The sequence below is a fragment of the Alphaproteobacteria bacterium genome, assembly GCA_018662925.1.
GTDB lineage: Bacteria > Pseudomonadota > Alphaproteobacteria > 16-39-46 > JABJFC01 > JABJFC01.
Map to the genome: position 1 here is coordinate 37,799 of JABJFC010000045.1, position 20,431 is coordinate 58,229.

Below are 20,431 nucleotides of genomic sequence, written 5' to 3' on the forward strand. Positions count from 1 at the left end.
TCAATGTGTGCAGGAGATCCAGAGGATCAAGAGGGTGAGTTAACTCACAAAAGAAAAGCAAATGAACAACACACATTATTTCAACTTGTCAAATCACAGGATGACGATTTGGAGATTGATGAAGAAAAAGGTTCTAAGAAATCACGTTATAAGAAGTCCAAACTGAACAGTTCCCATCCCATCCTAGTGGGTGGAGCTAAACCCGGCTCTAGTATACCTATAATATCAAGTCATTCTCAAATATTTCAGCAAGAGCTCGTTGAAGCTGTTGAGAAAGATCCAGAACAGAACCCCTTTCATCTCTTTGCTCTAAACCTTCATCACGCCGGAGGCCTCTATACTGAAGAACAGTTACTAAATGGCATTTTGTCAACACCTCCTAATGCAGAGGAAGAATCAGAAAATCCCCATCCGTTTCACTTAACAGTTGGCAGTTTGGAGGACCTTTCTGCTAGCCTAGAGTTCCCCCATGACTCGCCCCCTATAAGGAGAGAAAAAGTTGGTTTCGCTGGCGGAGGTTTAACAGCTATCTTCACAGCCATCCTTGCTTCTCAATATTACGATGTGACTATTCTTGAAAAGATGGCACACCTTCTAGATTGGGCAAGCAAAAGCCCAGGACGACTTCATTTGGGGGGAGAGTATCCTGAGGACCCCACAACAGCACTCCAATGTCTACAAAGTGCCCTTCTATTCAGGATAATGCTTAAAAATGGACCAAATATATTCACTTCTATTCCTGCCACAGCCTTTTTAGTTCCAAAAGCCTCCGGAGAGCCCCTTTTGGAACAATCCAAGAGGAGCTACGCTCAGTTGCAAGAAGCTTATAAACTTTACCATTCGAGACTTGTGGAAACCTTTGGAACAGATATAGGTGACATGCTATTTGGTCCGCCTGAAGACTTCTTTAAGGAAATTGGACTAGATCCAAGGTTCCCTGACTTTCTGGGAGGCATATTGACCCATGAACAAGGGTTGAATCCTGGCTTATTGGGCGCCCTTCTGGAAACGATCCTTGAAGAGAAGGGCGTCAAAGTTTTATCCAACCACCCAGTCACAGCAATTAAGAAAGTTGATGACAAATTTCAAGTAAGATCAGAATTAGAAACCTATGAGTTTGACTACTTCGTAAATGCCACATGGGAGGGTGTTTTTTGGTTAAATTCCCAGGTTAAAGCGTCCGTATCTAATTCTCCATCCTCAACACTGCCTGTGCCAACTTCCTCTACTACCCACCCCAAACAGGGTGGAAACAGTGCCAAACTTTTCCAACGAGGCATGGCTGTTATGAAAATATCTAAAGGTCAGATCCCCAAATTCGATGGGATAGAAGCTGCCTTGTTTGGACTCGGAGGAAAAGAAGGCGGCATGTGGAGCCCATTTAATCCTAAAATTGCTTTAGGTTATCACCCAGGTACGGCTTATATGGGAGAGCAACGTATTTCTACCAATCGAAAATTTCCAAGGCCAGAAGTGAAGCTGAACGAGCAAGCAGAACATGAAAAAAGGCTGCGTGACACTGTTGCTGCTCTGAACCAAAGATATCCAACTTGTGAGAGCGAGGGGTTTGATTTAATGGTGCGTCCAACCCTCTCTATAAATAGCGATGTTATTCAACGCCAACACTGTGATCCCGAAGAAATTGTACCGGGATTTATAAGCGCTATTTCGCCTAAAGCTACTTTTGTCCCATTCACAGCTTTGCAAATACTCAAGCTTCTCGTCAAGAATTCCCAAAGAACAAATCTTGATTTTAGTATTTCACACAGCACGCAGACATATTTGAACAGTCTGCCCTCAGACTCTCAAAACAGAGAAGCCGATTTAGCATGGCTGTTTCTTCCAGAAGAACTGCGTTTCCCTCCCACTTTTCAAAATGTAGATTTTTTCCTCGATCGTGCAAGGGGGTTTCTGTTAGAAAGAGGCCTCCCCATTCAAATTGTTGATAGAACGGAAGATACCGATAACTATAACGATTCCGTTAGAGTCGTCTGTCAAGGGTCATACCCACGATTAAATCTATCGGACCAGGACCTAGGAGATACAGGGGTTCAGATTGTTGCTCAAAATCTTCCTGGAAGCAACATACATGAACTATGGCTTCGAAATACGAACATATGGAATGAGGGTCTCATAAGTTTAAGTAACGTACTTAAGGCATCCCCCGTAGAAGTCCTAGATATTAGTGGATCAGACAATCACTTTGGAGATGAAGGAATAAAGGCCCTCGGAAATACTCTTGCCACAAATACAACTTTGAACACCCTCTATATGAGAGACTCAAAAATTACAGATCCAGCCATGTTTGAATTTGCAAAAAGCATCGCCCACAGCAAATTGCGCAAAATTGATCTCAGCGGATCTGGAATTACCGATTATCAACTTGGCCTGCTTCTTAGCGCTCTAGAAACTAACACTACGCTTGAGGAAATCATTTTAGACAATAATCCTATTAGTGACAGAGGTTGTGCGCACATTGGACGGTTTTTGAAATCTAACAAACTCCTAAGAGTACTTAGCTTAAGAAGGAGCACCATTTCTGAGAAAGGATTTCATGACTTTGTCGTAACTGGTCTAAAATACAACACGACTCTAATGGAGATGGCACTCCATCAAGAACAGACTCCTGTATTATTTCGGGGGTTTCACATACTGCAAGAACACCCCTTTTGGAAAAACCGCGAGGAAAGTTGGCTCCCCGAAATGAAAGACAGCCAATCTCAATAAACCAGGTAGAATCCGCGGGAGTTCTATCAGGAACTTTTGGAAAAATTATTAGGTTTTTTTAGGAGGCTTTTTAAGCTTTCTTGGAAGGCTTTTCTGACTTGGAAGCTTTAGAAGCAGATGGGGCGGCCTTTTTCGAAGCGGCCTCTTTTTTAGCTTCTGTTTTCTTCTTAGGCGCAGGAGTCTCTTTCTTTGCCTCGGCTTCCACAGAAGGAACTTCTCCACCCTCTTCGTCCACGACTTTTACAGTCTTGGGCTTTGCCGACACATCACGGTCAATGAATTCGATTACAGCCATGGGCGCACAATCACCGTAACGGAAACCAGCCTTAATAACGCGGGTATATCCTCCAGGACGACCTTTGTATCTAGTGCCAAGAGTGTCCATAAGCTTAGAGACAGCTTCTTCGTCACGAACAATGCTAAGCGCTTGTCGGCGTGCATGCAGGTCACCTCGTTTCCCGAGGGTGATAAGCTTCTCAACAAACGGCCTTAAATCCTTAGCCTTTGGAAGAGTCGTCTTAATCTGCTCAAACTTAATCAAAGACGCCGCCATATTGGCAAAAAGTGCCTTACGGTGGGATGTCGTTCTATTCAGTTTCCGACCTTGCAGACGGTGTCTCATTTTAGGTACTCCTCAAATCAACCCTTAAGCCACACGGGACCTAGTAAGGATTTTCCAACTTCTTCGCTAATTCATCAATATTTTCAGGCGGCCAATCTGGAATTTCCATACCAAGATGTAGGCTGTGCTCTTCAAGAACGGCTCTGATCTCTGCAAGAGATTTACGCCCAAAGTTTGGTGTTTTCAAAAGATCCTGCTCAGTCCTTTGAACCAAATCACCAATGTACACGATATTCTCGTTCTTTAGACAATTGGCCGAGCGTACTGAAAGTTCCAGCTCTTCCACACGACGAAGTAGATTCCTCAAAAGATCAGTTTCAATACCGAGCTCAGGCTCTTTAATCTCTTCTTTTGGATCCTCAAAGTTGATGAACTGCTGCAGTTGGTCCTGCAATACCCTTGCTGACAATGCCACAGCATCCTCAGGGGTGATCGCACCGTTTGTCTCAACTTGTAAAACCAGTTTATCGTAGTTGGTCATCTGACCAACACGCGTATTCTCTACTTTGTAGGACACTTTTTGAACTGGGCTAAAGAGCGCATCAATTGGAATCAATCCAATAGGCGTATCTGGCTTCCTATTTTGATTGGAAGATACATATCCGCGTCCAGACTCAACAACCATTTCCATAGAGAGCTTTGCCCCCTTATCCAAATTGCAAATAACCAGATCTGGATCCAAGATATCGATCTCAGGACCTGCTTCAATCTGTGAAGCCTTAACGGGACCAGGTCCCTGTGCCACTAATTTCATACGCCTTGGACCAGCTTCATGAAGGCGAAGAGCAAGAGTCTTAATATTAAGAATCACTTCTGTCACGTCTTCCAAAACACCTGGTATTGATGTGAACTCATGAAGAACGCCATCAACTTGGATCGACGTTACTGCAGCCCCTTGCAGAGAGGACAACAAAATACGTCGTAGCGCATTTCCAATAGTCTGCCCAAATCCCTTTTCTAAAGGCTCTGCAACCACAGTCGCCTTAAAAGCCGAATCTTTCCCCGGTTGAATCTCAAGCCGATGGGGCTTAATCAATGCTTGCCAATTATTCTGTATCACTATATTGCCCTCTTACTTTGCAACAAACCAATGGGTTTTAACCCTAATGATTATAAACTAAACTCTACGCCGTTTTTTCGGACGGCACCCGTTATGTGGTATAGTTGTTACATCCTTTATAGATGTAATAACAAGACCTGCTGCTTGCAGAGCCCTCAACGCAGACTCTCGTCCTGTTCCTGGGCCCTTTATCCGTACTTCTACGGTCTTCATTCCATGTTCCATAGCTTTGGCAGCTGCATCTTCTGCTGCGATCTGAGAAGCAAAGGGTGTCGACTTTCTTGACCCTTTAAATCCTTTTACTCCTGAGGTAGACCAGGCTATTCCGTTTCCTTGAACATCCGTGATCGTAATCACGGTATTGTTAAAAGTTGCATTCACATGCGCAATTCCGGAAGTAATGTTCTTCCTCTCTCTACGCCGCAATCTTGGTTTTGATGATTGAGCCATCCGTTATCTATCCTAATCCTTACTTCTTCTTACCAGAAATGGGCTTTGCTGGACCCTTACGAGTCCTGGCATTTGAGTGTGTACTTTGTCCTCTCACCGGAAGACCCTTTCGATGCCGGAGGCCTCGATAACACCCAAGATCCAACAACCTCTTTATATTCATGCTTACCGTACGACGCAGATCACCTTCAACTTGGTAATCACTATCGATAATGTCACGAATCTTGATTACATCATCATCAGAAAGCTCACTCACCCTTTTTGTTTCGGCAATCTTAGCTTTTTTACAAATTTCCTTTGCGTGAGTGTGTCCTATTCCATAAATGTACGTGAGACCAATGATGGCCCTCTTACCCGTTGGAATATTGACGCCTGCTATCCGTGGCACTTTCTTTCTCCTTAACTAAATCTCGCTTCCGACTATTTAGCCGAATCTCAACTGCAAGCTTGATTCCTATAGAGACTCAGCTCTATAGTCAAGCTTTTCGTTTGATAAAAAACGTTCAATTTTAGTTGTCGTTTCCTCAACTGAACCCATTCCATCAACTGTTACCAACACACCTTTTCCTTTATAAAAAGGCACCATAGGCTTCGTGAGTGACCTATAGATCTCTAATCTCTTTCGTACCGTCGCTTCATAGTCGTCAGCACGCTTCACAAACTCTTTACCACCACAAACATCACAAATGCCTTCAACTTTAGTATCATTGTGTTTATGACTATAAAAAGTCCCACATTTCTTGCAACTAAACCGACCTACTATCCGACTCAAAAGAGTCTCGTCACTGCCAGCCAATTCAATCACTTTATCAATCTTCATCCCTTTTTCGGCAAGGAGTGCATCTAAGAACATTGCTTGGTCAAGATTCCTAGGGAATCCGTCAAAAATAACTCCTTTTTCAGCATCTGGCCGATCCAGCCTTTTGGAAATGATCCCAAAAACCAATTCATCGGGGCCAAATTCTCCTCTATCCATATAGCCTTTAGCTTCAAGACCTAATTCTGTTCCTTCTTCGGCCTCAGCCCTTAAAATATCGCCCGTCGACAGCCTAAGAAGTCCGTACTTCTTTTCGAGAATAACTGCCTGTGTTCCCTTTCCAACGCCCGGAGGCCCAAAAAGAATTAGATTCATCTCCTCCGCCCTTTAAGCCTAGTCTTCTTCAAAAGGCCCTCATATTGATGAGAGATAAGATGAGAATGAACCTGTGCAACTGTATCCATGGTGACACTCACCACGATTAAAAGACTGGTCCCTCCAAAGTAGAATGGGAAGGTGTAGTACAATTTGACAATTTCTGGAAGGGCACAAACAAAAGCCAGATAGGCAGCGCCAGCAACTGTTAAGCGCGTCAAAATATAGTCAAAATACTGGGCCGTCTTTTCACCAGGCCGAATTCCTAAAATGAAGCCGCCCGACTTCTTCAGGTTGTCTGCAGTTTCTTCTGGATTGAAAACAATCGCCGTATAGAAAAAAGCGAAGAAAACAATCATGGATAGATAAAAAGCTATATACAGCCAGTTCCCTTGAGATAGGTAAAAGCCTATACGACTATACCACTCGGTTCCGTCGCCTTGTAAAAGACTCGCCAACGTTATGGGAAGTAACAGCAAAGAGCTGGCAAAAATAGGGGGTATAACCCCAGCGCTGTTTAACTTAAGCGGAAGATGAGAACTTTCTCCACCGTACATTTTTTGGCCCACTTGGCGTTTGGGATATTGAACTAACACTCGCCGCTGTGCACGCTCCATAAAGACTATAAAGGCAACAACTGCAACGGCACAAATGACCACACCCAAAATAACCAAAACGGAAAGAGCACCTGTACGCCCCAACTCGAGAGTGCCCATGATTGCCTGTGGCAAGTTTGCTACGATACCTGAAAAGATGATCAATGAAATGCCGTTTCCAATGCCTCGAGCCGTGATCTGCTCACCAAGCCACATAAGAAAGACCGTTCCGCCCACAAGGGTAATCACCGTTGTTAATCTAAAGAAAATACCGGGATCTAAAACTGCAGACTGTCCAGAACCTGTCATATTCTCAAGACCGACAGCAAGTCCATAGGCTTGCGCCGCACAAATTACGACCGTCCCATAGCGCGTATATTGATTTAACTTCTTACGTCCCATTTCCCCTTCTTTTTTAAGGGCCTCAAATGGGGGATATACTGCGGTCAAAAGCTGAACGATAATGCTGGCCGTAATATAAGGCATAATGTTTAAAGCAAAAATTGTCATTCGGCTCAAGGCACCACCAGACAACATATCAAACATTCCCAAGATACCACCCGCATTCTGACGGGCTATCTCGGACATAATTTCAGGATTAATACCAGGAAGGGGAATATAACTGCCAAAACGGTAAACAACAAGCACTGCTAAAGTGAACCAAATACGCTTCTTAAGATCCGTCGCATTGGCAAAAGCTTTTAAATTGATATTAGCGGCAAGTTGTTCTGCAGCTGATGACATTTCCTATCCCTTATGATTGCTGAGGCAAATGGACCTGCCCCTTTTGTTTTTCTACGGCTTGGATAGCACCTTTTGTGGCATAAGCCACTTCAATCTCGATCTTTTGAGATAGCTCTCCCTTGCCGAGAAGACGTATAGGATTCTGATTCTCACGAATTAAACCAGCCTTTTCTAAAACTTCAGGCGTTATTTTTTTATCATTGGAAAGTCTTCCTTCCTTAATAGCGGTCTCAAGAGCACCCGTATTCACTATTCTATATTTCTTTGAAAAGATGTTCTTAAACCCACGCTTTGGCAAACGCTGGTACAAAGGCATTTGGCCGCCCTCAAAACCTTTAATTGCAACACCCGTGCGTGATTTTTGTCCTTTGACACCACGACCACAAGTCTTGCCGGTACCTGAACCTATACCTCGCCCAACACGTTTAGGTGCTTTGCGAGCTGCTGAATTGTCTCTAATTTCATTCAATTTCATGGTCAAACTCTAATACTTAATTTGTTTCTACACGGAGCAGATGCTTCACAGTATCCACCATTCCGCGAACCGACGGGGTATCTTCAAGTTCAGATGTCTTGTGCATCTTGTTCAACCCAAGACCAATTAATGTAGCTTCCTGGTAAGCTTTACGACGAATTGGGCTCTTAATCTGAGTCACTCTAATCTTACCCGTTGCCTTTTTCTCTACAGCCATAACCTAATCCTTATCTTCTGCTTTTGTCTCAGAAGTCTTGGCTTTCGGTGCAGACTTCTCATCATTAGAAGGCACATCTTCTGCTTGAACATTTTTGTTCTTACCTTCACGATGGAACACGATCTCAGAGACCTTTTTATTCCGGCGTGTCGCAATTTGACGTGGAGACGCCACGTGCTTTAGCGCTTCAAAGGTTGCCCGAACCATGTTGTGTGGATTTGAGCTGCGAATTGACTTTCCAACAACATCATGAATCCCTAATGCTTCAAATATGGCACGCATTGGGCCACCCGCAATGATTCCTGTACCAGAAGGTGCAGAGCGAAGAATGACTAATCCAGCACCATATTTTCCTTTTGAATCATGATGAAGTGTCCGGCCATCTCTAAGGGGAACACGAATCATCTGCTTCTTGGCTTTTTCAGTTGCCTTCGTAACCGCTTCAGGAACTTCTAGAGCTTTCCCGTGACCATGTCCAATACGCCCACGACCATCTCCCACAACAACAAGGGCAGAAAAACCAAAGTTTCTACCTCCTTTTGTCACCTTAGAAACGCGCCTGACGTCAACAAGCTTCTCAATAAGGTCACTACCTTGTTTGCGTTCTTTACCAGCGTTACGAGCCATTTGTATCCTCTCTAAAACAAAAGTCCATTGGATCGAGCTGCGGTTGCCAAAGCCTTAACTCGGCCATGGTATAGATAACCACCACGATCAAAAAATACTTCCTTAATACCTACCGCCAAAGCTCGCATGGCAATCAAACGCCCGACTTCTTCAGCGGCTTTAACATCCGAACCTGATTTCACCTTAGACTTTAACTCTTTGTCGAGAGTTGAAGCTGCTGCCAAGGTCTTTCCCATTTTATCATCAATAATCTGTACATAGATGTTCTTATTGGACCTATACACAGATAATCTTGGCCGGTCCTGCTGGACCCGCTTTATCTTAGACCTTACGCGAGCCTTCCTACGGTGAAATAAATCTTTACGGTCAACCATTACTTTTTCTTACCTTCTTTACGAACTATTCTTTCATCTTCGTACTTAACTCCCTTCCCCTTATAAGGTTCAGGGGGACGATAGGCACGAATCTGAGCAGCTACCTGTCCAACTCTTTGGCGATTGATTCCATGGAGGGACACCAAAGTTGGCTTTTCACATTTAACCGTCACATCTTGAGGAATAGCATGTTTCACTTCGTGACTAAACCCAAGCTGCAGAACAAGATCGCTCCCTTGAACCGCGGCACGATAACCAACTCCATTTATCTCTAACCTTACAGTGAAGCCTGTTTCAACTCCTTGTATTAGGTTATTGATAATATTCCGGTTTGTTCCCCAAAGCATTCTAGCTTGCTTTGTTTTGTCGTTAGGCTCTACATGAATTTTTCCATCTTCAAGCCGCACGGAAACAACAGGGCTAACTTCAAAAGATTGCTCCCCAAGTTTTCCACGGGCTGTCACCAACTGCCCATCAACGGCAACAGTTACTCCTTCGGGAACCTTAACTGGTGTTTGGCCAACTCTTGACATCTACATAAACCCTTTAAAATACCTGACACATGACTTCACCACCGATGCCCTTTGAGCGCGCATCGTGATCCGTCATAATTCCTTGGGAAGTCGAAACAACCGATATTCCCAGCCCATTGCATACCTTTGGTAGATCCAAAGCAGAATTATAAACACGTCTACCTGGCTTAGAGTACCTTTTGATATTCTGTATAACAGACGCACCCTCATGGTACTTAAGCTCGATTTTTATGGAATGAATTCCATCTCTAACTTTCTCTTTTGAAAATGCCCGAATATATCCCTCTCGGCGAAGGACCTCAAGCACACTCTCTTTCAGCTGCGAGTGTGGACAAGAAACGCTCTGCTTATTCACCATCAGACCATTGCGAATCCGCGTGAGCATATCGGAAATTGGATCACTTAATGACATCTCTTATCCCCTATCTACCAACTTGACTTCGTCATACCAGGAATAAGACCGCTTAGTGCCATATCCCTTAAGACGATTCTGCTTAACTTAAACTTACGATAATAACCTCTTGGCCGGCCCGTAATTTCACACCGGCTTCGCAAACGCACCGAGGAGCTATTCCGAGGCAGCTGAGAAAGCTTCATGCTAGCTTCGAATCGTTCTTCAAGAGGAAGCTCCTTATTCTTAGCCAACGCTTTCAAGCTCTTCCTCTTTGAGGAATACTTGTTTACAAGCTTTTCCCGCTTTTTTCCTTGGTTAATTAAACTAAGTCGTGACATGTCTCTCTATTTTCCTTTGCTCGGAAAAGGTAAACCAAACGCTTTTAACAACGCTAGCGCCTCTTCGTTCGTATTTGCTGACGTTTCAATGGATATATCCATCCCACGAATTCGATCCACTCGATCATAATCGATCTCTGGGAAAACAATTTGCTCTTTAAGGCCTAAGTTATAGTTGCCCTTGCCATCAAAACTCTTAGGAGAAAGCCCTCTAAAGTCTCTCACTCTGGGAAGAGCCACGTTGACTAGACGATCCAAGAAGTAGTACATCTGCTCGCCACGAAGAGTCACCTTGACTCCAAGATTCATCCCCTCGCGAATCTTAAATCCTGCGATTGAGTTACGGGCTTTCGTAATTACTGGCTTTTGCCCCGAAATTAATGTCAGGTTTTCCAAAGCAATATCAATTTTTTTGCTATCCTTTGCCGCTTCGCCAACACCCATGTTGATAACGATCTTCTTCATACGAGGAAGACGCATTGGATTACCGTAAGAGAACTGCTTGAGTAACTCTGGTTTAATTTTATCTACGTATAAGTCGCGCATCCGGGACATATTTTACTCACTTACCTATCAATTACTTCGCCTGACCGCTTTGCGTATCTTACTTTGCGGCCATCTTCAAGTACTTTACTTCCAATCCGTGTGGGCTTTTTTGATGTTGGATCAACATGGGCCACATTTGACACGTGAATAGTGGCTTCTTTTTCAATAATGCCACCAGGATTCCCCATACTAGGGCGCATGTGTCTTTTTACCATATTAACACCTTGGACAACGATCCTATTCTTTTCTCGAAGAACTCTCAGGATCTCACCCGTTTTCCCCCGGCTCTTACCGGAAAGAACAACTACCTCATCCCCTTTGCGTACATGCATCTTACTCATCCTTACAAGACCTCCGGCGCTAGAGAGACAATCTTCATAAACTTCTTAGCGCGCAACTCACGTGCCACGGGACCAAAAATACGTGTTCCAATTGGCTCACCTGCGGTACTAACTAATACTGCGGCATTGCGATCGAACCGTATGGTTGTTCCGTCACGACGTATAACATCCTTTGCCGTCCGAACAATAACCGCGCGGTGAACATCACCTTTTTTAACACGACCCCGAGGAATTGCCTCTTTTACAGAGACAACTATAATGTCTCCTACAGAAGCCGTCCTGCGCTTTGATCCACCCAAGACTTTAATACATTGGACCGAACGAGCTCCGGAATTATCCGCCACTTCCAGTCTGGTTTGCATTTGTATCATATCAACACATCCCTACTTTTCTGTGGTTGAACTCTTATCTGTATCCTTCAAGACTTCCCAACTCTTTGTCTTTGAAATGGGGCTTCTCTCACGAATACGAACCATGTCTCCTGTCTTTGAACCATTTTCTGGGTCATGGACAGAGTACCTCTTCGACCTTGTGATAAACTTTTTATAGACTGGATGCCTAAGGCGACGTTCCACCTTTACGACAATCGTCTTATCAGACTTATCACTAACAACTGTTCCTTGCATAATCCGGCGGGGCATTGTTAACCTCTATTCAACATAATTTTCTAGCCTTATTTCTTAAGTTCGTTTTGAACGGACTTAACACGTGCAATGTCTCGCCGCACTTTGCGAAAACGTGCGGTATTTTCAAGTGCGCCACTCACCTTCTGAAATCGAAGATTCATGAGCTCTTTCCTTAGATCATAGAGCTGTAGCTTCAAAGTGTCTTTTCCTTTATTGCGCAACTCTTGTGTCGTCATCATTTTATCCTCTACTCAGCACCTAAACGCGTAACGAAGCGTGTATCAACAGGCAGTTTCGCAGCTGCCAACTCGAACGCCCTACGCGCTACAGAAGCTGGAACACCATCCAGCTCAAACATAATTCGGCCAGGCTTCACACGGCAGACCCAAAACTCGGGAGTACCCTTACCACTACCCATACGAACTTCAGCAGGCTTCGTGGAAACAGGAACGTCTGGAAAAATCCGAATCCAAACACGTCCAACCCTCTTCATATGTCGGGTCATTGCACGACGAGCTGCCTCAATCTGCCGAGCAGTAACGCGAGCCGGCGTCGTTGCCTTAAGACCGTATGCTCCGAAATTCAGAGCTGTACCACCTTTGGCCACACCATGGATGCGCCCTTTAAAGGCCTTTCTATACTTTGTACGCTTTGGACTTAGCATAGTCTTATGTCCCTCTTCAACCTTTATCTGCTGACAAGTTGTTCCTGAGAACGCTTGTCTTGTGCCATTGTATCGTGAGTGGAAAGCTCACCCTTATATATCCATACCTTGATTCCGCAAGTCCCATAGGTCGTAAATGCCGTCGATGTCGCGTAATCAATATTCGCTCTAAAGGTATGCAAAGGAACTCTTCCCTCTCTATACCATTCCGTTCGTGCAATTTCTGCACCACCTAGGCGCCCCGCACAGTTGACTCGTATACCGAGCCCGCCCATCCGCATGGCAGACTGCATCGTTCTTTTCATAGCACGTCGGAAAGATACGCGTCGCTCAAGCTGCTGTGCTATGTTGTCCGCAACCAATTGTGCATCCACTTCCGGCTTACGTATCTCCATAATGTTAAGGGAAACATCACCGCCTGTGATCTTCATAAGCTCCGCACTAAGCTTTTCTATCTCGGTACCCTTCTTCCCAATAACAACACCTGGGCGCGCCGTCATTATGGTAATGCATGCTCTCTTTGCAGGTCTCTCAATTAAAACCTTAGAAACATTGGCATGCTTTAAACGGTCCTTAATAAACTTACGAATATGAATATCTTCATGGAGTAACTTTGCATACTCACGATCCGCATACCAACGCGAATCCCACGTTCTATTAATTCCAAGCCTTAGACCAATTGGGTTTACTTTTTGTCCCATTAAGCTATCTCCTCACGCTCAGCGACAACAATATTTATTCGAGAAAATGGTTTCTGTATGCGACCTGCACGTCCCTTTGCTCGAGCTTGAAAGCGCTTCATTGTAATTGATTTCCCAACAAGCACTTCTCGAACAAAAAGGCGATCCACATCTAAGCCATGGTTGTTCTCAGCATTTGCAATAGCAGACATTAAAAGCTTCTTAACATCATTTGAAATGCGCTTCTTATTGAAACTTAACTCTGAAAGAGCTGACCACACACTCTTCCCTCTAATAACCCCTGCCACAAGATTCAACTTCTGTGGAGAGATCCTGAGGTGTTTGAGGCTTGCATTTGCCTCAGTGTCTGAAAACCTACGGGGGAAAGCTTGTTTTGACATGATTATCCCCTCTTTGCCTTTTTATCTGCAGTATGTCCATAGTAAGTGCGCGTTGGAGAAAACTCACCAAGCTTATGCCCTACCATTTCTTCCGAGATAGTTACCGGCATGAATTTGTGCCCATTATGCACACCGAATGTAAGACCAACGAACTGAGGCATAACGGTTGAACGGCGTGACCAGGTTTTGATCACTTCCTTGCGCCCAGAAGCTCTCGACACCTCTGCCTTATTCAAGAGGTACTGATCTACAAATGGACCTTTCCAAACTGAACGCGTCAAATCAAAACTCCTTTATTTCTTACGTCGTCTACGAACAATTAACTTGTCCGTCGACTTGTTCTTACGTGTCTTCATACCCTTGGTTGACTTACCCCATGGACTCACAGGATGACGTCCACCTGAGGACTTTCCTTCACCACCACCGTGTGGGTGATCAACTGGGTTCATGGCAACACCTCGGACGGAAGGACGTCTTCCCATCCAACGAGAGCGTCCCGCTTTACCCAAATTCGTATTCTTTCTGTCTGGATTGGAAACTGCACCAATAGTGGCCATACACTCAGAACGAACCATCCGCACTTCACCCGAATTAATGCGAATAAGAGCGTAGGCAGCATCACGTCCAATTAGCTGGACATAAGCTCCAGCTGATCGGGCGATTTGCCCACCTTTTCCGACCTTCATCTCCACATTGTGGATGATCGTTCCAATTGGGATGCTTTGAAGGGGAAGAGCATTACCTGGCCGAATATCACAATTTTCACCAGAAATAACCTTATCCCCAGCTTTAAGCCGTTGAGGTGCCAAAATATATGCTTGTTCGCCATCCTTATACTTAATCAGTGCGATAAAGGCAGAACGATTTGGATCATACTCAATTCGCTCAACAGTTGCAGGCACATCTATCTTATTGCGCTTAAAGTCAATCATACGATAGGTGCGCTTATGGCCTCCACCACGGTGACGTACTGTCATGCGACCCGCATTATTGCGACCGCCTGAGCTCGAAAGCCCTTTTGTCAATGACTTAACCGGCTTACCTTTCCACAACTCAGATCGCTCAACAATAACAAGCTGACGTTGTGAAGGGCTGGTCGGTTTAAATTTCTTTAAGGCCATCTCTCTAGAGTCCCGTCGACAAATCTAAGGTTGATCCTTCAGCCAAAGTCACATAGGCACGCTTCATGTTCTGCTTTGTTCCAAGCTTTCCACGGAAACGCTTAACTTTTCCCTGTCTATTGAGGGTATTTACAGCCTTAACTTTAACACCAAATAGTTCTTCAACAGCCTTTTTGACCTCTGGCTTAGTTGCCTTCGGAGAGATCTCAAAAACATATTGATTTTGCTCCGTTACCATCGTCGACTTTTCTGTCACCGACGGTTTGCGAAGGATTTCGTAAATCCTCTCTTTCGAAAGAGTTACTTCTTTTCTAATCTTTGTTTTAATCGTCATTTCAAACGCGCCTCTAAATGATGCACCGCATCTTTGGTTAAAATGAGGTTCTCGCGACGGAGTATGGAATAAACATTTGCTCCCTGCTGGGGCAAAACATCAACATGGGTCAGGTTGGATGTGGCGCGGCTCAAATTCTCATCCACCTTCTCGCCATCAATTATAAGGACTGAAGACAGAACTCCCATTTTCGAAAGTTTATCCGAAAGATCTTTGGCCTTAGATTTTGCCTCTTTTAAGGACTCAACAATAATGAGCTTGCCACTAGCTTGCTTGCCCGACAATGCAGTCTTCAGGCCTAGTTTACGCACTTTTTTAGTCAGGGAAAAGGCATGACTGCGTGTTTGCGGCCCAAATACGATTCCACCACCACGTTGCTGCGGCTGGCGTATACTACCTTGACGTGCTCGGCCAGTACCTTTTTGCCTAAAGGGCTTGCGGGTGCTCCCACTAACCTGAGAGATTCCCTTTGTCTGGTGATTACCAGAACGTTTCTTCGCCAATTGCCAATTCACCACTCGACTCAGAATGTCCTTGCGGGCAGGCAGTCCGAAGACATCAGAGCTCAGCTCTATTTCTCCTACTACCTTATCATTCAAATCTTTTACTGGACACTTCATCTGAGGCCTCATTACCTTTTGCTAAACGTACTACTTTTCACTTACCGGCCGCTTTACAGCGTCCCGTATAAACACATAACTTCCTTTCGACCCTGGTATTCCACCCCTCACAAGCACAAGTCCTTGCTCCGCATCGGTGGAAACAATCTGAAGATTCTGCACTGTTACGCGCTCTGCTCCGAGATGACCAGCCATTTTCTTCCCTTTGAAGACCCGTCCAGGATCCTGACATTGTCCTGTCGACCCGTGACTTCTATGGGAAACTGAAACACCATGAGAAGCCCTAAGACCTGCAAAGTTATGACGCTTCATCGCACCAGCAAAACCTTTACCGATGCTTTGACCCGTTACATCTACAAATTGACCGGGCTTAAAATGATCTACACGAATTTCGGTACCAACTTCAAGCATATTCTCTCGAGAAACCCTAAATTCGGATATTTTTCTTTTGGGTTCCATCTTTGCTTTAGCAAAATGCCCACGTAGAGGTTTAGAAACATTTTTCGGCTTACGCGTTCCAACACCGAGCTGAACAGCATTATAACCATTCTTCTCATCTGTCTTCTGAGCCACGACTTGGCAATTCTCTACCTTCAAAACGGTAACAGGAACGTGCACACCATCTTCTAAAAAGTGGCGTGTCATTCCTAGTTTTTCAGCAATGAGTCCTGTCCTCATGGTCTCTATCCCTTTACAACTTAATTTCCACATCAACACCCGATGCGAGATCTAATTTCATCAACGCATCAACTGTCTGTGGTGTCCATTCAACAATATCCATAAGTCTACAATGTGTTCTAATCTCAAATTGCTCACGTGACTTTTTGTCGATATGAGGAGACCTGTTAACAGTAAACTTCTTGATACTCGTAGGCATTGGAACTGGTCCACGCACCAAACCACCCGTACGCTTTGCAGTATTTACAATCTCGAGCGTAGATTGATCCAACACACGGTGATCAAATGCTCTTAGACGAATACGGATACTTTGATTTTCCATTTTCCTAAACCTACTTCTCTACTTTCTACTTGAGGACCTTGGTAACAACACCAGCACCAACCGTATGACCACCTTCACGGATGGCAAATCGAACACCATCATCCATCGCAATCGGCGCTATCAAGACTACTTTCACCTTTACCGTATCTCCGGGCATGACCATCTCCTTGCCTTCTGGCAATTCAACTTGACCCGTCACGTCTGTCGTACGGAAATAAAACTGTGGGCGATAGTTCGAGAAGAATGGCGTATGGCGTCCGCCTTCATCCTTCGTCAAAATATATACCTCACACTCAAATTCCGTGTGCGGCGTGATCGATCCAGGCGCCGCCAATACTTGCCCACGCTCTACATCTTCTCTCTTCGTGCCTCGCAACAACGCTCCGATGTTGTCTCCGGCTTCGCCATGGTCCAATAACTTCTTGAACATCTCTACGCCAGTTACAATCGTCTTCGTCGTCGGCCTTATTCCCACGATCTCAACTTCGTCTCCTACATTGATCACGCCACTCTCTACGCGACCCGTTACAACCGTTCCTCGACCTGAGATGCTAAACACATCTTCTATCGGCATCAAAAATGGCTTGTCCTTCGGACGCTTTGGCTGCGGAATGAACTCATCTACCTTGGCCATCAACTCTTCTATGGTCTTGCTACCTGTCTCGGGATCTTTCCCTTCCAACGCACCAAGCGCCGTTCCCTTTACAATCGGAATATCATCCCCGGGGAAATCATACTTGGTCAACAACTCTCTGATTTCCATCTCTACCAACTCTAGCAACTCAGGATCATCTACTTGGTCTACCTTGTTCAGGTATACAACCATCGATGGCACGCCAACTTGGTGAGCCAACAAAATGTGCTCACGCGTCTGTGGCATGGGGCCATCGGCTGCGGATACAACCAAAATCGCTCCATCCATCTGTGCCGCTCCGGTGATCATGTTCTTCACATAGTCAGCATGGCCAGGACAGTCCACATGAGCATAGTGACGCTTGTCTGTCTCATACTCAACGTGCGCTGTCGAAATCGTGATCCCACGCGCTTTTTCTTCGGGCGCGTTATCGATCTGATCGTACGCTTTAAAATCAGCGCCACCTTTTTCGGCTAGGATCTTCGTGATCGCTGCCGTTAACGTCGTCTTCCCATGGTCAACGTGACCAATCGTGCCGATGTTACAATGAGGCTTATTCCTCTCAAACTTTTCCTTTGCCATGATCTTTCTCCGTATTCTCTATGCTATTTTCTCTTTAACTTCATCCGCTACCGCTTGAGGTACCTGGTCATAATGATCAAAAGTCATTGTAAATTGGGCACGCCCCTGACTCATTGAACGCAAATTATTCACATAACCAAACATTGTTGCTAGCGGAACCATTGCAGAAACAATCCGCGCATTCCCTTGCTGATCCATTCCAGTAACTTGACCTCGGCGGCCATTAAGATCCCCTATTATATCTCCCATATACTCATCTGGAGTTACGACCTCAACCTTCATAACTGGCTCAAGCAAACGTGGAGCCGCTTTCGGCAGAGCCTCTCGAACAGCGGCTCGACCTGCGAGCTCAAATGCGAGCGTACTAGAGTCAACATCGTGATAAGCGCCATCTACGAGCTTTATTTTAAGATCAATAACTGGGAACCCTGCAATAGGACCAGATTCAATTGCTGTTGCAGCTCCCTTTTCAACACCAGGGATGTATTCCTTAGGAATGGATCCCCCAAAAATTTTACTCTCAAACTCATAACCCTCTCCAGGCTCACGAGGCTCAAATTCAATTTTTACACGGGCAAACTGTCCAGCACCACCAGACTGCTTCTTATGGGTATAATCGACAGTTGTTGGCTTTGTGATCGTTTCACGATAAGCAACTTGCGGAGCTCCAACATTTGCTTCAACACTAAACTCACGCTTCATACGATCTACAAGGATCTCCAAATGAAGCTCACCCATCCCCTTAATGATGGTCTGGCCAGATTCTATATCACTGGTCACTCGGAATGTTGGATCCTCTGACGACAGACGCGCCAAAGCTTGAGACATTTTCTCTTGGTCAGCCTTCGTTTTGGGCTCAACAGCAACCTCAATCACGGGTTCTGGGAATTCCATCCTCTCCAAAACAATGGGCTTGCTGGAATCACAAAGAGTCTCCCCGGTCGTCGTGTATTTAAGACCGCAGATGGCAACAATATCACCAGCATGTGCCTCTTTAAGATCTTCACGGCTATTGGCATGCATCAACAACATACGACCAACGCGTTCTTTCTTATCTTTAAACGCATTCAAAATGTTTGAACCACTCGTCAGAGTTCCCGAATAGACTCTCACGAAGGTCAAAGAACCAACAAAAGGATCTGTCATAATCTTAAAGGCAAGCCCTGAAAAAGGTGCGCTATCCGAAGGAGCTCTTTCCTCTTCGGTCTTACCGTCAACACTCGTCCCCTGAACATCTGGAAGATCAACAGGCGAAGGAAGAAAATCCACAACAGCATCCAGCAAAGGTTGTACACCCTTATTCTTGAATGCGGATCCACAAAGAACAGGTGTAAATGTTCCTTCTATGGCCCCCTTACGAATACATTTCTTTAGAGTCTCTTCTGATGGCTCCTCACCACCAAGATACGCTTCAAGAGCTGCATCGTCTTGTTCAACAGCTGTCTCAACGAGCTTAGCGCGATATTCCTCAGCCTTCTCCTTTAAATTGGCCGGAATATCTTCATCTGAAAACTTGGCTCCAAGAGATTCTTCATGCCAAACGATTGCCTTCATTCTTACAAGATCGATAACACCTACAAATTCGCTCTCGCTACCAATAGGAAGCTGCAAGACAAGTGGCGTGGCGCCCAGGCGATCAACAATCATGCTAACGGTGCGATAGAAGTCCGCACCGGTTCTGTCCATCTTATTTACAAAACAAATCCTTGGAACGTTATATCTGTCTGCTTGGCGCCAAACAGTCTCTGACTGAGGTTCCACTCCAGCAACACTATCAAAAACAGCGACAGCTCCGTCCAACACACGCAAGGAGCGCTCAACTTCCATTGTAAAGTCAACGTGGCCCGGCGTATCAATGATATTAATGCGATAGTCATTCCAGAAACAGGTTGTTGCAGCGGAAGTAATGGTTATCCCGCGCTCTTGCTCCTGCTCCATCCAGTCCATAGTAGCACTACCTTCATGGACTTCACCAATTTTGTGGGAACGCCCCGTATAGTACAGCACCCGCTCGGTTGTCGTTGTTTTACCAGCATCAATGTGAGCCATAATGCCAATATTGCGGTACTTTTCTATAGGAGTCGATCTAGTCATTATATTATTCCTTTACCACCGATAATGAGCGAACGCGCGGTTCGCCTCAGCCATACGATGGGTATCTTCTCGTTTCTTGACGGAAGAACCTCTGTTGTTAAGCGCATCAAGCAACTCAACAGCCAAACGCTCCGTCATTGTGTTTTCCTGGCGCTTGCGTGAACAGTCGATAATCCAGCGAATTGCCAATGCCTGTGCACGCTCTGGCCTGACTTGCATAGGAATCTGATAGGTTGCACCACCAACACGTCTTGAACGCACTTCCAATGCAGGCTTCACATTTTCTAATGCCTCATGAAAAACCTCCAGGGAAGGCCTAGAGGTTTTTTGATTCACAACATCCAATGCTCCATAGAGAATGGTCTCTGCGGTAGATTTCTTGCCATCAAGCATGAGTGTATTCAAAAACTTAGTAAGCACCAAGTCTCCATACTTTGCATCTGGAAGAACTTCTCTTTTTTCTGCGGCGCGCCGACGTGACATTTCTCTCTACCTCTAC

At 45.1% G+C, this 20,431-nt stretch carries 31 protein-coding genes; 1 reads left to right on the plus strand and 30 read right to left on the minus strand.

Annotated features, from left to right (window positions below):
• Window positions 1–3: 3 nt before the first annotated feature.
• Window positions 4–2,727, plus strand: coding sequence for an FAD-dependent oxidoreductase (locus HOL16_03090; protein MBT5389681.1), 2,724 nt, complete (start codon window positions 4–6; stop codon window positions 2,725–2,727).
• A 70-nt stretch (window positions 2,728–2,797) separates the two neighbouring features.
• On the opposite strand, the gene rplQ is transcribed toward HOL16_03090, so the two are convergent.
• The 30 genes from rplQ to rpsG all read right to left on the minus strand — a co-directional run bounded on the left by rplQ (window position 2,798) and on the right by rpsG (window position 20,415).
• On the minus strand, window positions 2,798–3,349 hold the full coding sequence (gene rplQ, locus HOL16_03095) for a 50S ribosomal protein L17 (GenBank protein MBT5389682.1): 552 nt from the start codon (window positions 3,347–3,349) through the stop codon (window positions 2,798–2,800).
• A gap of 40 nt (window positions 3,350–3,389) precedes the next feature.
• A complete protein-coding gene (locus HOL16_03100; protein MBT5389683.1) occupies window positions 3,390–4,409 on the minus strand; it encodes a DNA-directed RNA polymerase subunit alpha in 1,020 nt (339 codons plus the stop codon).
• Between the two features lie 57 nt (window positions 4,410–4,466).
• Complete coding sequence (gene rpsK / locus HOL16_03105) at window positions 4,467–4,859, minus strand: 30S ribosomal protein S11 (protein MBT5389684.1); 393 nt, start codon at window positions 4,857–4,859, stop codon at window positions 4,467–4,469.
• Between the two features lie 19 nt (window positions 4,860–4,878).
• Window positions 4,879–5,247 carry a 30S ribosomal protein S13 gene (rpsM, locus tag HOL16_03110; GenBank protein ID MBT5389685.1) on the minus strand — a complete coding sequence of 123 codons (369 nt, stop codon included), beginning with the start codon at window positions 5,245–5,247 and terminating at the stop codon, window positions 4,879–4,881.
• A gap of 66 nt (window positions 5,248–5,313) precedes the next feature.
• Window positions 5,314–5,991, minus strand: coding sequence for an adenylate kinase (locus HOL16_03115; protein ID MBT5389686.1), 678 nt, complete (start codon window positions 5,989–5,991; stop codon window positions 5,314–5,316).
• The gene (gene secY, locus HOL16_03120; protein MBT5389687.1) at window positions 5,988–7,331 is read right to left on the minus strand and encodes a preprotein translocase subunit SecY; all 1,344 of its coding nucleotides are present in this window, start codon (window positions 7,329–7,331) and stop codon (window positions 5,988–5,990) included. The genes HOL16_03115 and secY overlap by 4 nt, the downstream gene beginning before the upstream one ends.
• A gap of 10 nt (window positions 7,332–7,341) precedes the next feature.
• Window positions 7,342–7,806 carry a 50S ribosomal protein L15 gene (locus HOL16_03125; protein MBT5389688.1) on the minus strand — a complete coding sequence of 155 codons (465 nt, stop codon included), beginning with the start codon at window positions 7,804–7,806 and terminating at the stop codon, window positions 7,342–7,344.
• A 16-nt stretch (window positions 7,807–7,822) separates the two neighbouring features.
• Window positions 7,823–8,023 (minus strand): 50S ribosomal protein L30, encoded by a 201-nt coding sequence (rpmD, locus tag HOL16_03130; protein MBT5389689.1) that lies wholly within the window; start codon window positions 8,021–8,023, stop codon window positions 7,823–7,825.
• A 3-nt stretch (window positions 8,024–8,026) separates the two neighbouring features.
• Window positions 8,027–8,650, minus strand: a complete 624-nt coding sequence (gene rpsE, locus HOL16_03135) for a 30S ribosomal protein S5 (GenBank protein ID MBT5389690.1) — start codon at window positions 8,648–8,650, stop codon at window positions 8,027–8,029.
• 11 nt (window positions 8,651–8,661) lie between these two features.
• Window positions 8,662–9,024 carry a 50S ribosomal protein L18 gene (gene rplR / locus HOL16_03140; protein MBT5389691.1) on the minus strand — a complete coding sequence of 121 codons (363 nt, stop codon included), beginning with the start codon at window positions 9,022–9,024 and terminating at the stop codon, window positions 8,662–8,664.
• On the minus strand, window positions 9,024–9,557 hold the full coding sequence (gene rplF / locus HOL16_03145) for a 50S ribosomal protein L6 (protein MBT5389692.1): 534 nt from the start codon (window positions 9,555–9,557) through the stop codon (window positions 9,024–9,026). The genes rplR and rplF overlap by 1 nt, the downstream gene beginning before the upstream one ends.
• 13 nt (window positions 9,558–9,570) lie before the next feature.
• Complete coding sequence (rpsH, locus tag HOL16_03150; protein MBT5389693.1) at window positions 9,571–9,969, minus strand: 30S ribosomal protein S8; 399 nt, start codon at window positions 9,967–9,969, stop codon at window positions 9,571–9,573.
• Window positions 9,970–9,983: 14 nt separating this feature from the next.
• Window positions 9,984–10,289 (minus strand): 30S ribosomal protein S14, encoded by a 306-nt coding sequence (rpsN, locus tag HOL16_03155; protein ID MBT5389694.1) that lies wholly within the window; start codon window positions 10,287–10,289, stop codon window positions 9,984–9,986.
• A gap of 6 nt (window positions 10,290–10,295) precedes the next feature.
• Window positions 10,296–10,844 carry a 50S ribosomal protein L5 gene (gene rplE / locus HOL16_03160; GenBank protein ID MBT5389695.1) on the minus strand — a complete coding sequence of 183 codons (549 nt, stop codon included), beginning with the start codon at window positions 10,842–10,844 and terminating at the stop codon, window positions 10,296–10,298.
• An 11-nt stretch (window positions 10,845–10,855) separates the two neighbouring features.
• On the minus strand, window positions 10,856–11,167 hold the full coding sequence (gene rplX, locus HOL16_03165) for a 50S ribosomal protein L24 (protein MBT5389696.1): 312 nt from the start codon (window positions 11,165–11,167) through the stop codon (window positions 10,856–10,858).
• Between the two features lie 11 nt (window positions 11,168–11,178).
• On the minus strand, window positions 11,179–11,547 hold the full coding sequence (gene rplN, locus HOL16_03170) for a 50S ribosomal protein L14 (protein MBT5389697.1): 369 nt from the start codon (window positions 11,545–11,547) through the stop codon (window positions 11,179–11,181).
• A 12-nt stretch (window positions 11,548–11,559) separates the two neighbouring features.
• A complete protein-coding gene (gene rpsQ / locus HOL16_03175) occupies window positions 11,560–11,817 on the minus strand; it encodes a 30S ribosomal protein S17 (GenBank protein ID MBT5389698.1) in 258 nt (85 codons plus the stop codon).
• A 32-nt stretch (window positions 11,818–11,849) separates the two neighbouring features.
• Window positions 11,850–12,038, minus strand: a complete 189-nt coding sequence (gene rpmC / locus HOL16_03180; GenBank protein ID MBT5389699.1) for a 50S ribosomal protein L29 — start codon at window positions 12,036–12,038, stop codon at window positions 11,850–11,852.
• Window positions 12,039–12,049: 11 nt separating this feature from the next.
• Entirely contained in the window at window positions 12,050–12,466 is a 417-nt protein-coding gene (gene rplP, locus HOL16_03185; protein MBT5389700.1) for a 50S ribosomal protein L16, read from the minus strand.
• A 23-nt stretch (window positions 12,467–12,489) separates the two neighbouring features.
• Window positions 12,490–13,167 (minus strand): 30S ribosomal protein S3, encoded by a 678-nt coding sequence (gene rpsC, locus HOL16_03190; protein MBT5389701.1) that lies wholly within the window; start codon window positions 13,165–13,167, stop codon window positions 12,490–12,492.
• Window positions 13,167–13,547: a 50S ribosomal protein L22 gene (rplV, locus tag HOL16_03195; GenBank protein MBT5389702.1), complete on the minus strand. Its 381-nt coding sequence runs from the start codon at window positions 13,545–13,547 to the stop codon at window positions 13,167–13,169. The genes rpsC and rplV overlap by 1 nt, the downstream gene beginning before the upstream one ends.
• Window positions 13,548–13,549: 2 nt before the next feature.
• Window positions 13,550–13,828, minus strand: coding sequence for a 30S ribosomal protein S19 (gene rpsS, locus HOL16_03200; protein ID MBT5389703.1), 279 nt, complete (start codon window positions 13,826–13,828; stop codon window positions 13,550–13,552).
• Between the two features lie 12 nt (window positions 13,829–13,840).
• The gene (rplB, locus tag HOL16_03205; protein ID MBT5389704.1) at window positions 13,841–14,668 is read right to left on the minus strand and encodes a 50S ribosomal protein L2; all 828 of its coding nucleotides are present in this window, start codon (window positions 14,666–14,668) and stop codon (window positions 13,841–13,843) included.
• Between the two features lie 4 nt (window positions 14,669–14,672).
• Window positions 14,673–15,002: a 50S ribosomal protein L23 gene (locus HOL16_03210; GenBank protein ID MBT5389705.1), complete on the minus strand. Its 330-nt coding sequence runs from the start codon at window positions 15,000–15,002 to the stop codon at window positions 14,673–14,675.
• Entirely contained in the window at window positions 14,999–15,622 is a 624-nt protein-coding gene (rplD, locus tag HOL16_03215; GenBank protein ID MBT5389706.1) for a 50S ribosomal protein L4, read from the minus strand. The genes HOL16_03210 and rplD overlap by 4 nt, the downstream gene beginning before the upstream one ends.
• 30 nt (window positions 15,623–15,652) lie before the next feature.
• Window positions 15,653–16,300, minus strand: a complete 648-nt coding sequence (rplC, locus tag HOL16_03220) for a 50S ribosomal protein L3 (protein ID MBT5389707.1) — start codon at window positions 16,298–16,300, stop codon at window positions 15,653–15,655.
• 13 nt (window positions 16,301–16,313) lie between these two features.
• Window positions 16,314–16,622, minus strand: coding sequence for a 30S ribosomal protein S10 (gene rpsJ, locus HOL16_03225; protein ID MBT5389708.1), 309 nt, complete (start codon window positions 16,620–16,622; stop codon window positions 16,314–16,316).
• Window positions 16,623–16,647: 25 nt separating this feature from the next.
• Window positions 16,648–17,838, minus strand: a complete 1,191-nt coding sequence (gene tuf, locus HOL16_03230) for an elongation factor Tu (GenBank protein ID MBT5389709.1) — start codon at window positions 17,836–17,838, stop codon at window positions 16,648–16,650.
• An 18-nt stretch (window positions 17,839–17,856) separates the two neighbouring features.
• The gene (gene fusA, locus HOL16_03235; protein ID MBT5389710.1) at window positions 17,857–19,932 is read right to left on the minus strand and encodes an elongation factor G; all 2,076 of its coding nucleotides are present in this window, start codon (window positions 19,930–19,932) and stop codon (window positions 17,857–17,859) included.
• 12 nt (window positions 19,933–19,944) lie between these two features.
• On the minus strand, window positions 19,945–20,415 hold the full coding sequence (gene rpsG / locus HOL16_03240; GenBank protein ID MBT5389711.1) for a 30S ribosomal protein S7: 471 nt from the start codon (window positions 20,413–20,415) through the stop codon (window positions 19,945–19,947).
• Window positions 20,416–20,431: the final 16 nt, after the last annotated feature.

Excerpts from the sequence above, each read along its gene's own strand:
- HOL16_03090 (MBT5389681.1), top strand. The coding sequence starts at position 4 with ATGTGTGCAGGAGATCCAGAGGATCAAGAGGGTGAGTTAACTCACAAA.
- rplQ (MBT5389682.1), bottom strand. The coding sequence starts at position 3,349 with ATGAGACACCGTCTGCAAGGTCGGAAACTGAATAGAACGACATCCCAC.
- rpsK (MBT5389684.1), bottom strand. The coding sequence starts at position 4,859 with ATGGCTCAATCATCAAAACCAAGATTGCGGCGTAGAGAGAGGAAGAAC.
- HOL16_03115 (MBT5389686.1), bottom strand. The coding sequence starts at position 5,991 with ATGAATCTAATTCTTTTTGGGCCTCCGGGCGTTGGAAAGGGAACACAG.
- secY (MBT5389687.1), bottom strand. The coding sequence starts at position 7,331 with ATGTCATCAGCTGCAGAACAACTTGCCGCTAATATCAATTTAAAAGCT.
- HOL16_03125 (MBT5389688.1), bottom strand. The coding sequence starts at position 7,806 with ATGAAATTGAATGAAATTAGAGACAATTCAGCAGCTCGCAAAGCACCT.
- rpmD (MBT5389689.1), bottom strand. The coding sequence starts at position 8,023 with ATGGCTGTAGAGAAAAAGGCAACGGGTAAGATTAGAGTGACTCAGATT.
- rpsE (MBT5389690.1), bottom strand. The coding sequence starts at position 8,650 with ATGGCTCGTAACGCTGGTAAAGAACGCAAACAAGGTAGTGACCTTATT.
- rplR (MBT5389691.1), bottom strand. The coding sequence starts at position 9,024 with ATGGTTGACCGTAAAGATTTATTTCACCGTAGGAAGGCTCGCGTAAGG.
- rplF (MBT5389692.1), bottom strand. The coding sequence starts at position 9,557 with ATGTCAAGAGTTGGCCAAACACCAGTTAAGGTTCCCGAAGGAGTAACT.
- rpsH (MBT5389693.1), bottom strand. The coding sequence starts at position 9,969 with ATGTCATTAAGTGATCCAATTTCCGATATGCTCACGCGGATTCGCAAT.
- rpsN (MBT5389694.1), bottom strand. The coding sequence starts at position 10,289 with ATGTCACGACTTAGTTTAATTAACCAAGGAAAAAAGCGGGAAAAGCTT.
- rplE (MBT5389695.1), bottom strand. The coding sequence starts at position 10,844 with ATGTCCCGGATGCGCGACTTATACGTAGATAAAATTAAACCAGAGTTA.
- rplX (MBT5389696.1), bottom strand. The coding sequence starts at position 11,167 with ATGCATGTACGCAAAGGGGATGAGGTAGTTGTTCTTTCCGGTAAGAGC.
- rplN (MBT5389697.1), bottom strand. The coding sequence starts at position 11,547 with ATGATACAAATGCAAACCAGACTGGAAGTGGCGGATAATTCCGGAGCT.
- rpsQ (MBT5389698.1), bottom strand. The coding sequence starts at position 11,817 with ATGCCCCGCCGGATTATGCAAGGAACAGTTGTTAGTGATAAGTCTGAT.
- rpmC (MBT5389699.1), bottom strand. The coding sequence starts at position 12,038 with ATGACGACACAAGAGTTGCGCAATAAAGGAAAAGACACTTTGAAGCTA.
- rplP (MBT5389700.1), bottom strand. The coding sequence starts at position 12,466 with ATGCTAAGTCCAAAGCGTACAAAGTATAGAAAGGCCTTTAAAGGGCGC.
- rpsC (MBT5389701.1), bottom strand. The coding sequence starts at position 13,167 with ATGGGACAAAAAGTAAACCCAATTGGTCTAAGGCTTGGAATTAATAGA.
- rplV (MBT5389702.1), bottom strand. The coding sequence starts at position 13,547 with ATGTCAAAACAAGCTTTCCCCCGTAGGTTTTCAGACACTGAGGCAAAT.
- rplB (MBT5389704.1), bottom strand. The coding sequence starts at position 14,668 with ATGGCCTTAAAGAAATTTAAACCGACCAGCCCTTCACAACGTCAGCTT.
- HOL16_03210 (MBT5389705.1), bottom strand. The coding sequence starts at position 15,002 with ATGACGATTAAAACAAAGATTAGAAAAGAAGTAACTCTTTCGAAAGAG.
- rplD (MBT5389706.1), bottom strand. The coding sequence starts at position 15,622 with ATGAAGTGTCCAGTAAAAGATTTGAATGATAAGGTAGTAGGAGAAATA.
- rplC (MBT5389707.1), bottom strand. The coding sequence starts at position 16,300 with ATGAGGACAGGACTCATTGCTGAAAAACTAGGAATGACACGCCACTTT.
- rpsJ (MBT5389708.1), bottom strand. The coding sequence starts at position 16,622 with ATGGAAAATCAAAGTATCCGTATTCGTCTAAGAGCATTTGATCACCGT.
- tuf (MBT5389709.1), bottom strand. The coding sequence starts at position 17,838 with ATGGCAAAGGAAAAGTTTGAGAGGAATAAGCCTCATTGTAACATCGGC.
- fusA (MBT5389710.1), bottom strand. The coding sequence starts at position 19,932 with ATGACTAGATCGACTCCTATAGAAAAGTACCGCAATATTGGCATTATG.
- rpsG (MBT5389711.1), bottom strand. The coding sequence starts at position 20,415 with ATGTCACGTCGGCGCGCCGCAGAAAAAAGAGAAGTTCTTCCAGATGCA.